This is a genomic window from Sphaerospermopsis sp. FACHB-1194, from assembly GCF_014696235.1.
Taxonomy (GTDB): Bacteria; Cyanobacteriota; Cyanobacteriia; order Cyanobacteriales; family Nostocaceae; genus Sphaerospermopsis; species Sphaerospermopsis kisseleviana.
On sequence record NZ_JACJPU010000030.1, the window covers coordinates 18,818 to 31,911 of the forward strand.

The 13,094-nt window shown below is 35.1% G+C and carries 11 protein-coding genes and 2 pseudogenes; 7 read left to right on the top strand and 6 right to left on the bottom strand.

Features of this window, described 5'->3' with window-relative positions:
• Positions 1-65 precede the first annotated feature (65 nt).
• Positions 66-1,532 carry a cobyrinate a,c-diamide synthase gene (locus H6F45_RS16905; RefSeq protein ID WP_137668188.1) on the top strand — a complete coding sequence of 489 codons (1,467 nt, stop codon included), beginning with the start codon at positions 66-68 and terminating at the stop codon, positions 1,530-1,532.
• Positions 1,533-1,569: 37 nt separating this feature from the next.
• On the opposite strand, the gene H6F45_RS16910 is transcribed toward H6F45_RS16905, so the two are convergent.
• The 3 genes and pseudogenes from H6F45_RS16910 to H6F45_RS16920 form a co-directional block, all read right to left on the bottom strand.
• Entirely contained in the window at positions 1,570-1,974 is a 405-nt protein-coding gene (locus tag H6F45_RS16910) for a type II toxin-antitoxin system VapC family toxin (RefSeq protein WP_307722528.1), read from the bottom strand.
• Positions 1,971-2,216, bottom strand: coding sequence for a hypothetical protein (locus tag H6F45_RS16915; RefSeq protein ID WP_137668189.1), 246 nt, complete (start codon positions 2,214-2,216; stop codon positions 1,971-1,973). Before H6F45_RS16915 ends, H6F45_RS16910 begins: the two co-directional genes overlap by 4 nt.
• 594 nt (positions 2,217-2,810) lie before the next feature.
• A pseudogene (locus tag H6F45_RS16920) lies at positions 2,811-2,906 on the bottom strand (transcriptional regulator); the annotation flags it as partial.
• A 432-nt stretch (positions 2,907-3,338) separates the two neighbouring features.
• On the opposite strand from H6F45_RS16920, the gene H6F45_RS16925 reads away from it, so the two are divergent.
• The 4 genes from H6F45_RS16925 to H6F45_RS16940 all read left to right on the top strand — a co-directional run bounded on the left by H6F45_RS16925 (position 3,339) and on the right by H6F45_RS16940 (position 8,998).
• On the top strand, positions 3,339-6,320 hold the full coding sequence (locus H6F45_RS16925; protein ID WP_137668190.1) for a UPF0182 family protein: 2,982 nt from the start codon (positions 3,339-3,341) through the stop codon (positions 6,318-6,320).
• Positions 6,321-6,437: 117 nt separating this feature from the next.
• Complete coding sequence (locus H6F45_RS16930; protein WP_137668191.1) at positions 6,438-7,688, top strand: AAA family ATPase; 1,251 nt, start codon at positions 6,438-6,440, stop codon at positions 7,686-7,688.
• Entirely contained in the window at positions 7,689-8,600 is a 912-nt protein-coding gene (locus H6F45_RS16935; RefSeq protein WP_190347840.1) for a DUF4435 domain-containing protein, read from the top strand.
• 80 nt (positions 8,601-8,680) lie between these two features.
• Positions 8,681-8,998 (top strand): muconolactone Delta-isomerase family protein, encoded by a 318-nt coding sequence (locus H6F45_RS16940; protein ID WP_096566112.1) that lies wholly within the window; start codon positions 8,681-8,683, stop codon positions 8,996-8,998.
• A gap of 211 nt (positions 8,999-9,209) precedes the next feature.
• Here H6F45_RS16940 and H6F45_RS16945 read toward each other — a convergent pair whose 3' ends face one another.
• Complete coding sequence (locus H6F45_RS16945) at positions 9,210-9,638, bottom strand: hypothetical protein (protein WP_096566108.1); 429 nt, start codon at positions 9,636-9,638, stop codon at positions 9,210-9,212.
• Positions 9,639-10,164: 526 nt separating this feature from the next.
• Between H6F45_RS16945 and H6F45_RS16950 the strand changes: the two genes are divergently transcribed.
• A complete protein-coding gene (locus H6F45_RS16950; protein WP_096566107.1) occupies positions 10,165-10,563 on the top strand; it encodes a hypothetical protein in 399 nt (132 codons plus the stop codon).
• Between the two features lie 63 nt (positions 10,564-10,626).
• Here the strand turns inward: H6F45_RS16950 and H6F45_RS16955 are convergent.
• Positions 10,627-10,920 (bottom strand): annotated as a pseudogene (locus H6F45_RS16955) (hypothetical protein); the annotation flags it as partial.
• 481 nt (positions 10,921-11,401) lie between these two features.
• Complete coding sequence (gene infC, locus H6F45_RS16960; RefSeq protein WP_096566105.1) at positions 11,402-11,935, bottom strand: translation initiation factor IF-3; 534 nt, start codon at positions 11,933-11,935, stop codon at positions 11,402-11,404.
• 240 nt (positions 11,936-12,175) lie between these two features.
• On the opposite strand from infC, the gene H6F45_RS16965 reads away from it, so the two are divergent.
• On the top strand, positions 12,176-13,093 hold the full coding sequence (locus H6F45_RS16965) for an alpha/beta fold hydrolase (RefSeq protein ID WP_190347843.1): 918 nt from the start codon (positions 12,176-12,178) through the stop codon (positions 13,091-13,093).
• Position 13,094: the final 1 nt, after the last annotated feature.

Consider the following 13,094-nt stretch of genomic DNA (forward strand, 5'->3'; position numbering starts at 1 on the left):
TCGGAATATCAGGTATAATCATCAGATACAATTAAGTGATATTCCCTTTATCTTGTACCTAATTCATGTCTTTGATTATTGCTGGAGAACGCAGCGGAGTGGGCAAAACTACGGTGACGCTCACACTTTTAGCCTCTTTGTGTCGTCGTGGTGTCAAAGTACAATCTTTTAAGGTTGGTCCAGATTATATTGATCCTATGTTTCATCAGTATGTTACTGGTCGTCCTTGTCGAAATTTAGATGCGGTTTTGACTTCAGAAAGTTATATTCAAAAATGTTTTCAGCGTCATTCCCAAGAATGTGAATATACTCTGGTTGAGGGAGTGATGGGTTTATTTGATGGTGTTGGTAATTCTTTCAATATAACTGAAAATGGCAATCATCAAATGGACTTTGCTAGTACAGCCCATGTTGCCAGATTATTAGATAGCCCGGTAATATTAGTAATTGATTGTAGTCGTTTGTCTGGTTCAGTGGCAGCGATCGCACATGGTTATTGTAGTTTGGATCAGAGAGTTAAAATTGCTGGATTAGTCTTAAATAGAGTAGGGAGCGATCGCCATTTATCTTTATTAAAAAATTCCTTGAAAACTCTCAACTTACCTATTTTGGGTGTTCTCAGAAGACAGGATAATATTACTATTCCTGATCGTCATCTGGGTTTAGTTCCTACTGGAGAATTACCAGAATTAGATGATGTAATTCATCGTCTTGCAGATTTAGGCGATCATTGTTTTGATTGGGAAAAATTATTACCACTATTACAAGTAACTGAAATTCTGTCTTCAGATGTTCCCAATTTTCAAATCAACGAACCGCACAGACACAGAGAAAGCGGAGAAATAAAAGAAAATCAAAAATCAAAAATCAAAATTGCTGTTGCACGGGATCAAGCTTTTAATTTTTATTATCAAGACAACTTAGATTTATTAGAGAAACTGGGAGCAGAATTAATATTTTGGAGTCCTTTAAAAGATACTCAATTACCAAAAGATATTCAAGGAATGTATTTTGGTGGTGGTTTTCCTGAAGTATTTGCACAAGAACTAGCAGCAAATATTAAAGTTATTCAAGAAGTAAAAACAGCGATTTTATCAGGAATACCCACCATTGCTGAATGTGGGGGTTTAATGTATTTGTGTGAAAATATTATTGATTTTGAAAATCAATCTTGGACAATGGTAGGAATATTACCCACATCTGCACAAATGGATAAAAAATTAACTTTAGGATATCGTCGCGCAGTGGTTTTAGAAAATAGCTTTTTATTAAATGCGGGTACAAATATTTATGGACATGAATTTCATCGTTCTCATGTAATTACAAACCCGCAAAAATCATTGTTTGATACCTATCGTTATGACTGTGAAGAAAATACAGGTTTTGAAGGATGGAATTTACCTAATATTCCTAATGTTCATGCTTCTTATGTTCATCAACATTGGGGAGAAAGTATAGAAATTCCCCAAAGGTTTTTACAAGAATGTTTAAAATTTAGTTATGTCAAGGTGTTGAGGGTTGAAATAATCTAGTCTGATGAAACCAAAGAAACTAACATCACCGCAAATACTATACTTCCCAATCTTCAAGTTGTAGATTTTCAACTCTTTGAAATTCTCTAGTATTATGAGTTACTAAAATAAGATTATTAGCTAATGCAATACTAGCAATTTGAAAATCATAAGCACCTATAGGAGTACCTAATTTTGATAATTGAGAACGAATTTCACCATAAATTTTAGCTGCTTTTCCATCAAAAGGTAAACTAATATATTGAGAGAAAAAGAATTCATATAAAGATAAATTTTTTTCTTTTTTTATGCTACGACAAGCTCCATAGTATAATTCTGCTTTGACAACATCACACAAACAAATATTTTCACGATGAGTGGTTTTAAATTTATTAATTACATTTTCACTACGTCCTGTTAAATATTGAATGCAGGTATTAGTATCTAATAAGTAAATCATCATTCAATATCCCAAACTCTTTGATCGCAATCAACGAAATTTTCTCTAACTAAAAATTCACCTTCCCATTTTCCAGCAGTTTTATCAAAAAAATCAGCAGGATATCCTAATTCTTCTGGTGTTGGTATTTTTTCTTCAAAAGAATTAGTAATAATTATTACTAATTCTTGATTAGCTAATTCTTGGGGAAGTTGTAACAATAATTTACCTTGTGTATCAACTTTTGATTTAAGTCTTATTTGCATATAATTAACTCCTTAGTATCTTGGATTATTATACTACTAATTATTTGAAAAGTATTTTTTAATCATTCATGGCTAAATATTACAGGATGAAGTTCGGAATGCACTGGAAGGTAATCGAAGAGATTAAATGGATTAAAGCTCATTGTTTACTCTATTAAAAATGAGTATGGAAAAATTTTTAATACTGTACCAAAAAAACTGCTCAGTTAACGAAACAAATAAGGCTGAAACCCTTGAAATTTGGTAATGCCCCAAAAAAGGCTTAACCGAGTAGTATTGCACTATGTCGCCCTCAAGGAACTATCACCAACAGCACAGTGAGGAGCGATCGCTTTATCATCAAAGATGAACTGATAATTTTTTTATCTTCCTTTGCGCTTTTGCTTCTAACCTTCGGGATCTCCTGACTAATGACTAATGACTAATACTTTCATTCAGTTTACGAATAATACGAGATAATTCACGAATAATATTCACAAGAAAATCACCGAAAGGCACGGAAGCCACTTGGCTATCTTACAGTGGAGGAAGTGCCAACGGCGAATTTATTCGCCGCGAATATGATATGATTGGACTGCGAGTAGGAATAACCATCATCACAGAAGCAAGTCGCACGACAAAATCATCCCGCAATTCTTTAAAAATAGGTACGCGACGGACAAATAACAAACGATCTACACTAGTAAGCATAATTACTGTTTATAAAATTAACGAGGTTTTGACAGAGTAAAAAGAGTAAAATTTTAACCGTTAATTAACCCTCAGAAGTAAATAATACCTTAATTTTGGTTACTCTGTAGTTTCTCTGTGAAAGATAGATGTATTTATGCTGTTTATTAACGTGCAAATTAAATACGTATACTATTTATTTTATACCTGTAAATGATTAAATAGGTGATGCTCACAAATATTTTCTATTTTCCTCTATTTTCCCTCAAGAAGTCTATATTTCAGTCTTAACAGGAAAATTACAATAGTCCCAGGGAAAAAACTATTAAGTAAATTGATCTTTACTAAAGTACAAAAACTACCATGACTATTGATATAATGACTTGAATGTGGAACTTTGATTTCCCCTATTCCCTATTCCCTATTCCCTATTCCCTATTCCTTAGAAAATCAATGTTTTTCAAATGGTGCTTTAGAGTTATTATCGTTTGCTTGGGTTTGTGGCTCATCTTGGATCTAGCTTCTCATTTAGGGGCGGAAATTTTTTGGTTTCAAGAAGTTGGTTATTTGCCAACTTTTATGGTGCGGTTAATAACTCAAGGTGCTTTATGGGTGGGTGTTGTTAGCTTGAGTATGATCTATTTACTGGGAAATTTAATTTTAGCAAAACGTTGGCAATATCCCCAGTCCCTGAAAATTGAGCCAGCAAGAATTGAAAAAACTACACTGAGTAGGGAACTAACAAATTTTCTAAGTCCGCAGTATAAGCAAGTCTATCAAACTCCGCAGATTGCGACAGGAAACACACAAATTAAATTATTCTGGTTGTTACCGCTAACGTTAAGCTTGAGTTTTTTAGTGGGGTTAATTTTCACCCATTATGGACAAGTTGCGTTAAGTTACTGGAATGGACAAATTAATCAGGTTAATTCACCTTTTACTATCTTATTTAGACCAGAGATAGTTTGGAACTTGAGCATTAGAACTATTTCGCAAGTTTGGTATTTTGCATTAGCTGTGGTGATGGCGATCGCTCTTTTGATATATTCTCAGTTTTTGCTGTGGGCGATCGCTATTATTTTTAGTCTCGGTTTTGGGTGGTTAATATCTCAACAATGGGAAAAAATCTTGTTGTATTTGCACTCCACCCCCTTCAATAGCACTGAACCTTTATTTGGCAAAGATATCAGCTTTTATATTTTTTCCCTTCCTGTCTGGGAACTGTTGGCTTTTTGGCTGATAGGTTTATTTTTATATAGTTTTCTTGCTGTTACTCTCAGCTATCTTGTATCAGGAGACAGTATCAGTCAAAGCATTTTTCCTGGGTTTTCGCCCACACAAAAACGTCATTTATTCGGCTTAGGTGGCGGTTTAATGTTGGTGATAGCCTTTGGTTTTTGGTTAAGTCGTTATGAACTGGTTTATTCTCCCCGTGGTGTGAGTTTTGGGGCTAGTTTCACTGATGTTAAAATACAGTTGCCCGCTGATACCATGTTATGTGTTTTAGCTGTGGCGATCGCCTTTTATTTATTATGGCAAACTTTATTTTGGAAACCCAAATCTCAACATCATCAATGGGTAATTTATGGTTTAGGTATTTATTTATTATTAGTAATTGCAGGTGATTTTATTGTACCTGCGGTTATCCAATCTTTTATAGTTCAACCCAATGAATTACAGAGAGAAACACCTTATATTCAACGCACTATCGCCCTCACTCGTCAAGCATTTGATTTAGAAGCCATAGATGCTCAAACCTTTAATCCCCAAGGAAAATTAACCCAAGCAGATATCAAAGCCAATGATTTAACTATTCGCAATATTCGGCTTTGGGATCAAGAACCACTATTAAAAACTAACCGACAATTACAACAAATTCGTCCTTATTATGCGTTTCCTGATGCCGATATTGATCGCTACATTATCAGCAACCAAACTAACCAACAAGAACCCCCAACAAATGAAAAACGTCAGGTACTAATAGCCGCCAGAGAATTAGATTATAATGCTGTCCCACAACAAGCACAAACATGGGTAAACCGCAATTTAATTTACACTCATGGTTATGGTTTTACCATAAGTCCAGTAAATACAGTTGCACCTGGTGGTTTACCAGAATATTTTGTCAAAGATATTAGTGGTAATGGTGCAGCTTTAACTACTGCTAATGCAGCTATTCGGGAAAGTATTCCTATTGGTGAACCACGAATTTATTATGGAGAAATTTCTAATACTCATGTCATGACTGGGACAAGAGTTAAAGAATTAGATTATCCCAGTGGTAGTGATAACGTTTATAATACCTACGATGGCAGCGGTGGAATTACAATAGGTTCTTTATGGAGACGGTGGTTATTTGCCACATATTTAAAAGACTGGCAAATGATATTTACACGGGACTCTCTACCAGAAACAAAGGTATTATTCCGGCGAAATATTAACCAAAGAATTAGAGCGATCGCCCCTTTTTTACAATTTGATAGTGAACCTTATATAGTTGCCGCTGATGCCAACCCAGATGATAAAAATCAACAATTTCCCGGTGCAAAAAATTATCTTTATTGGATAGTCGATGCTTACACTACCAGCAGTCATTATCCCTACTCAGATCAAAATAAAGACGGTATTAACTATATTCGTAATTCTGTTAAAATCGTCATTGATGCTTACAACGGCACTGTCAGATTTTATGTTGCTCAACCTCAAGATCCGCTAATTATTGCTTGGTCAAAAATTTTCCCGCAAATGTTCCAACCGCTAACAAATATGCCTATTAATCTCCTTAGTCATATTCGCTATCCGGTAGACTTTTTCAAAATTCAATCTGAGCGGTTAATGATTTATCATATTACTAACCCTCAAGTATTTTATAACCGGGAAGACCAATGGCAAATACCCCAAGAAATTTACGGAACTGAACCCCGTCAAGTTGAACCTTACTATTTAATTACCAGTCTTCCTGGTGTTCCTTTTGAAGAATTTATTTTATTGCTTCCTTACACACCAAAAGAAAGAACAAATTTAATTGCTTGGTTAGCAGCGCGTTCTGATGGAGAAAATTACGGTAAATTGCTGCTTTATAATTTTCCTAAAGAACGTTTAATTTATGGACCAGAACAAATAGAAGCTAGAATTAACCAAGATCCAGTAATTTCTCAACAAATTTCATTATGGAATCGTCAAGGATCAAGAGCAATACAAGGTAATCTTTTAATTGTTCCCATTGAACAATCTTTATTATATGTTGAGCCAATTTATTTAGAAGCAACCCAGAATAGTTTACCAACTTTGGTTAGGGTAGTTGTTGCCTATGAAAACCGCATTGTCATGGCACAGACATTAGAACAAGCTTTACAGGCGATTTTTCAGCCAGAAATAACACCAGCGCCGGCTATTATTCGTCCTGTGGAAGAAGAAGGAATACCACCGGTTTAAAATAATTTGTAAGTTGTGATTCATTCTTTTATCAAGATGAGTTACTATATAAATTAAGCAACAAATAGTCTCAAAATCACAGCTATAAATTGTCAAAAATTGTCAGAATCAATAATTATGCTGTTAAGTGAACATCTTAATTTTAGTAATTTGAAATCATTTTCTATCAATGGCTTATTCGGCTATAAGGATATGAAAATTCCTTTTGATAAAGAAGCTGTTATTCTTATTGCTGAAAATGGTTCTGGTAAAACTACCATTTTAAATGCTCTTTACTATTCAATATCTTGTAAGTTTAGTAGATTAATTACCATTGATTTTGAATCGGTCGTTCTTGAATTTGCATCTGGAGTAAGTGTTGAAATTAAAAAAAGTGATTTAACTGCTTCTGCTTTAATTGAAACATTTAACTCTGTAGCATTTAGAGATGTTAGTATGGCTGGAAATATTACTGGAAATATTATAATACCAGCTACTACTATAAAAGGTTTTGCTAGAACAATGATTGAGCAAAATTCAATCAATATTAAAAAAAATATTAGAGAAAATTTACATGAATCAATATTATATTTCCCTACTTATAGAAGGATTGAAGAAGAACTAAAAAATTTAGGTAATGAAGAATTAAATTTTGGTAAAGAGGATGAGCGATTAATTCAGTTTGGAATGGACGATGTAATTGCAAAATTTGATAGAATTGAAAAAAATATCAAAGATGCAACTTTAGAATTATTACCAAAAGTAAATGGTGAAATGTTAACTCAGTTTGTTGAAGTTACTACACCAACTCAAGAAATGAGGGATAGTATCCAACCTGAAACCTTAAATATAGTATTAAATAAAATAGGAAATAACATACCTGAAAATGATAAAAACAAAATAGAAGAACTGGTTAATTCAGGAAAAATAAAATCTCCCGAATATAATCAATTAGTTTATTATTTATCTAAACTGCTTGGCTTATATGAGCCACAAAGAGAAAAAGATAATTCGATTAAAAAATTTGCCGAAGTTTGTAATAAATATCTACATAAAAAACGTATTGTCTATGATGAAACAAGTGTAGAAATTTCGATAGTTCAAGAAAAAAATCATCAACCAATAGATATTAGAAATTTATCTTCTGGTGAAAAACAAATTATATCCTTGTTTTCTAAAATTTATCTTGACTCAGATGATGAATACATAATTTTGTTTGATGAACCTGAGCTTTCTCTTTCTCTAGAATGGCAAAGATTATTACTTCCTGATATCTTGAAATCAGGTAAGTGTAAACTGCTTTTAGCTGTCACGCATTCACCATTCATTTTTGATAATGAGTTAGATACAAATGCAATAGACTTAGATGATTTTGTCACGGAAAAATAGATGTCAGTAGCTAAACTTAGAGATGCTCGAAATAGACCAGTAGTAGCATTTACCGAATTTACCCGACAATACAAACAAGATGAATCTGCTCTATACTGCTTCTTTGAAGGTGAAGATGATAAGAAGTATTATGGAATTAGAATCAGAAATATTGCCAGACCAATAAAATACTCTTACTTTAGTTGTGACGGAAAACAAGGAGTTTTAGACATTCATCGAATTATTACTAATCGCAAAACTTACTCTCAAGTTAGAGCAGCATACTTTATAGACAGAGATTTTGATATATCAATAAAAAATACAGAAATAACTGGAATATATGAAACTCCTTGTTACTCAATAGAAAATTTCTATACATCTATTAATAGTTTTTGTGAAATTCTGAGAAGTGAATTTAAGCTGTCTGAATCAGATATTGATTTTAATAACTGTAAAAACCTTTATATAAAACTTCAGAAAGAATTTCATGATGCAGTTGAACTTTTAAATATTTGGATAGCTTGTCAACGAGAAAAAAGAACAGATTTGAAGTTATCTGGTCTTGATATCTCCAAGTTAGTACAGATAGATTTAGATAATATCACAAGTAACTATAGCATTAATGATTTATATACTCAATTTACCAAAGCAATTACTGTTACTCAAGAAGAACTAGACTTAAAGCAAAATCACCTAGGTTTACAAGAACATCAAAAAAGTTTTAGAGGTAAATTTGAGATTTATTTTTTATTCAAAGTTATTCAAAAACTAATTGAAGAAGCAAATAAAGGCAATCCCAAGTATTTTACTAAAAAAATAAAAATCACCTTAAATTTGCGGGAAACAACACTAATTTCTAATTTGTCCCAATATGCGGACACCCCAGATTGTCTAGTAGGTTATTTGGAATCTTTTAGAACTTCTGTGAATTAAAATTATCATAACACTTTGCGCGAAACCTGAATCTATAGTATTTTATTAATTGTAATTAACCAAATTTAGGAAAATTAATCATGCTATATCACTTAGATTTTCACGTTGAATACCCCGACGACATGACACAGCAAGAACTCTTTACCATTTGGAGTGAAGAAGCAGATGCAGCACTACAAGCAAAGCAAGCAGGAATTGTTGTAGATTTGTGGAAATGTGTGGGAACTCGTCGAGTAATTGTTATTGTTGATGTTCCCACACCTGACACACTGGATCAAATTCTCTTAGATTTACCTATCATGAAAAAAATGGGTCAAAATGTACAAGTAGAAGTAACTCCTTTGAGAAGATATGAAGACTTTGCAGCAGATGTAAAATCTCGGTTAGAGAAAAAATAAACATAAAGCAAAGGTAAGCATTCAGTCGTCACCTATCAGCTTTCAGTAGTCAGATTTTGCAAGCGTTGAATAAAACCCACAATTTGCAAACATTCTGACTCCTGTACGGGCGTTCGCGAAGCGTGCTGGAAGCATCAGCATTCGGGCAACAAATTATCAATTTTCTGACCAGGTTATTTTCCGAATGCTTCGCCCCTACTTCTTATGAAATTTAGTATTTAATACTGGGAAAAATGAGGATGTCTATCATCTCACCAACAGCTAAACCTGAGATAGCAATAAATGTTAAAATCCAAAAAGAATAGGTTTTGCTAAATCCAGAAAAACGCATTTCTAAATCAGCTAACAACGTGGTTGCTAATGGGATAAGAAATATGCTGAATAAAATTGACCAAATTGCTATTAAAGCGATGGATGCACTGAGAACCAAGACGACAACTAAAGTTTGAGAACCAAAAACTAAAAGATTTTCTAACCAAGAATTACTTTTTCTGACTATAGCTATAGCGATCGCCGCCACAAAAGCTCCTACTAACCAAACAATCTGATGCGCTGCTAAATACCATCCTAGCAGATTGTAAGCCAGCCAAAGTAATACTAATGCAGTTACAGGAATCCTTTGGAAAAACAGCAAGTTCATATTTCCCGATCCTATAATTAGGGGTTGCTGAGAAAGTCTTTCCGTGAGGGCATAGGAGTCAGGAGTCAGGAGTCAGGAGTCAGGAGGAGATTTGAAAATTTCTTTGCCATCTCTTGAAATCCCAAAAAATGCACACTTTTTCCGGTATACCCTTCAAAACCCTTGCACTAATTTCTGTGTTTATCAGCCTCTAACCTTTGATATATCAAGGTTTTAGGTTTATTCAGCAAGCCCTAATTATTTTAACATCAATTTAATTGACCAAGAGATTATTTGTCTAATTCAAATAGACAATTTTTGACATTATTCCTCTATCCCCAGAATTATTTTAACACTCTCTCCCTACGGCTGCATTAATTTGTAATTTTTGTCAATTTCTTACCTTGGATATACATTCAGATATTTACAAGCAAACCTATCGACAGAGATAGCCAAGGTTTTATTTTGTTACACCTATAATTGAAATAAATAATCTAATTTTTCACAAATTGCTGAGAAAGCGTATTATATAGAGCAGGTAAATAATATGTATATTGAAGACATATTACAACATCAGGTAGATAAGGTAGCGTTAAATAAAACCTTTCATGGTTTAACACAAACCGAAAGTCAACCGGAATACGCGCAACAGGAAGGATTAAACATCTCCGATTTAGCAATAGCTTTAAGTCCACTCAGCTTTGTATTTATTTGGGCAATTTTTCTGTTTATTGTCCAAAAACTTCGTTCTCATGCAGACAATAAAATAGCTTTTAGTGTCAATGGTTTACATCAAGTTCCCTGTAAAAACTGTAAATTTTTCTCAAATAACCATTATTTGAAGTGTGCAGTGAGACCTGATATAGTTCTCACAGAAGAAGCTATGAATTGTTCTGAATACTGCCCCAAAAAAGGAAAATTTACACCAAACAAACTATTTAGATAGGGTGAAAAGTCTTTGACTTTTTCCGCAAACCCTACTTATTTCCTCCTGCCTCCTGCCTCCTAACTACTGACTCTTGTTATATTTTGCTATTAACTTCTTGACTTGAGCGGCCACAAGTGGATGGGGGTCTGTTTGCAAATGGGGTAGAATTTCTTGCAGCACTCGCTGGGAAACCACACTCAAGTATGAAATCACTGCTTCTCTGACAAAACCTGTAGGATGGCGCAAATTTGTCAAAATTTCCGTCGTTGTCAGTCGCACGTAAGCAGCTTGAGCAAAATGAAAACAGCAAGCTAAACACCAGTCAGAGAGCAAATTTCCCTGGTTGATAAGTTTACGGACAAGCTCAATAGAAATAATGGCATCACCATCCCTGGTGCGATGCACTTTTTGAAAGCACTTCGACTTACTTCGACACCGCCCTTCGACACCGCTCAGGACAGGCTCAGGACAGGCTCAGGACAGGCTCAGGACAGGCTCAGTACAAGTCGCTCAGTACAAGTCAAAACCTGTAAAGTTTTCGGATTTATATGGCTAACGCCACGCTACGCTATCAGCAAACCCTAAGTATTTAGGATAACAGTAACAGCAGTTACTAAATAGTAAAAGTCCTGAACAACTGAGTATTATTTTTCCCACTCAGCAGTCAGGACTATCATTTTGAAATAAATTTACAGTTTGGTGATTGGTGATTGGGGACTGGGGACTGGGGACACTTCGACAAGCTCAGTGCATCGCTGGGGACTGGGGACTGGGTTATTAACTTCTCTTTCCTCCCCTGCTTCCCCTGCCTCCCCTGCCTCCCCTGCCTCCTCTACACCTTACAATCCAGGAATGATTACTTCTTGGGTGAAATTAGCATCATCATATTTCGCCCTTCTTTCTTTGGCGCTTGCTGTACTTCACCAAACGGTTCTAAATCTGTAGCCATCCGTTTTAGCAAATCCTCTGCTAAGTCACTGTGTTGGATTTCTCGACCCCGGAACATCACAGTAGCTTTGACTTTATCACCATCTTTGAGGAAGCGTTCAGCTTGCTTGACGCGCACATTATAGTCGTGTTCTTCAATCTTATAGCGCATCTTTACTTCCTTCACGTCAGCCGTGTGCTGCTTCTTCCGGGCTTCCCGCGCCTTTTTCTCCTGCTCAAACTTATATTTCCCGTAGTCCATGATTCGACATACCGGCGGGTCGGCTTTGTCACTGAGTAGCACTAAGTCTAGTTCTTTTTCTTCTGCTAACTTTAGTGCTTCATGGGGCGGCATAATTCCTAATTGGCCGCCATCAGTGTCAATGACTCGAATTTTCGGGAAGCGAATGCGTTCGTTAATTTGGGGCAGATCGCGAGTTCTTTTTTTCTCAATCACAGGCATTATGATTTTTGGGAGCTTTTTTAGTTAAGGATTTGGCTTGGCTTTGGTTTACTTAGTTTTATTTGCTATGCCAATAAAGGCAAAATACGTAAATGACTCACAATGGAAAAATGAGTGCATATCTTTAGGTTAGCTAATTCAAACAACATTTGGTTAATCTGTTGTATTTGTTATTCTACTAACTTTGTTCAGATTTCCTACAATAGTTAATTTAAATTACAGTTTTCCAGGAAAGAGTTTGTGACTACTACGTTATTTTGGCAGCAGCGGCTAGGTAATCAAAGAGATTGGCTGTGGAGAGGTTGGCAAATTCGCTATACCTACATCCGGCCTACTTACAATTACCAAAATACCACACCTTTAATTTTACTACATGGTTTTGGTGCTTCCATTGGTCATTGGCGACATAATTTAGAAGTTTTAGGTACACATCATACGGTTTACGCTTTAGATATGCTGGGTTTTGGTGCTTCTGAAAAAGCTCCGGCTAATTACAGTGTCAAACTTTGGGTAGAACAGGTTTATGACTTTTGGCAGGCATTTATCCGTCAACCAGTTATATTAATAGGTAATTCTGTTGGTTCTTTAATCAGCTTAGTTGCGGCTGCTACCTATCCTGATATGGTAGCGGGTGTGGTGATGATGAGTTTACCTGATCCCACTTTGGAACAAGAAGCCCTTCCTGCTTTTTTACATCCAGTGGTTAGGGGTATGAAAAGTATGATTGCTTCGCCTTTACTGCTGAAACCTCTGTTTAATTTTGTGCGTAAACCAGAAGTATTAAAACGTTGGGCTGGTCTTGCCTATACAAACCCCGAAGCCATTACGGATGAATTGATAGATATTTTAGCAGGACCTCCACAGGACAGAGGCTCTACCCGTGCTTTTATTGCTTTGTTTAAATCTTCTATAGGTGCAGAATTTAGTCCTAGTGTCAAGGAAATATTACCAAACTTAACAATTCCTATGTTATTGATTTGGGGGCGAAAAGATAAATTTGTTCCCCCAAACTTGGCCAGTGAGTTTGCTAAATACAATGAAAAATTAGAAGTTTTGTATTTAGAAGATGTAGGTCACTGTCCCCATGATGAAGCACCGGAAAAGGTGAATGAGGTAATTTTAAATTGGATTAGGGAATGGGGAATGGGGAATAGGTGAT

Coding starts and splice junctions, on each gene's coding strand:
- H6F45_RS16905 (WP_137668188.1), top strand. CDS start 66: ATGTCTTTGATTATTGCTGGAGAACGCAGCGGAGTGGGCAAAACTACG.
- H6F45_RS16910 (WP_307722528.1), bottom strand. CDS start 1,974: ATGATGATTTACTTATTAGATACTAATACCTGCATTCAATATTTAACA.
- H6F45_RS16915 (WP_137668189.1), bottom strand. CDS start 2,216: ATGCAAATAAGACTTAAATCAAAAGTTGATACACAAGGTAAATTATTG.
- H6F45_RS16925 (WP_137668190.1), top strand. CDS start 3,339: ATGTTTTTCAAATGGTGCTTTAGAGTTATTATCGTTTGCTTGGGTTTG.
- H6F45_RS16930 (WP_137668191.1), top strand. CDS start 6,438: ATGCTGTTAAGTGAACATCTTAATTTTAGTAATTTGAAATCATTTTCT.
- H6F45_RS16935 (WP_190347840.1), top strand. CDS start 7,689: ATGTCAGTAGCTAAACTTAGAGATGCTCGAAATAGACCAGTAGTAGCA.
- H6F45_RS16940 (WP_096566112.1), top strand. CDS start 8,681: ATGCTATATCACTTAGATTTTCACGTTGAATACCCCGACGACATGACA.
- H6F45_RS16945 (WP_096566108.1), bottom strand. CDS start 9,638: ATGAACTTGCTGTTTTTCCAAAGGATTCCTGTAACTGCATTAGTATTA.
- H6F45_RS16950 (WP_096566107.1), top strand. CDS start 10,165: ATGTATATTGAAGACATATTACAACATCAGGTAGATAAGGTAGCGTTA.
- infC (WP_096566105.1), bottom strand. CDS start 11,935: ATGCCTGTGATTGAGAAAAAAAGAACTCGCGATCTGCCCCAAATTAAC.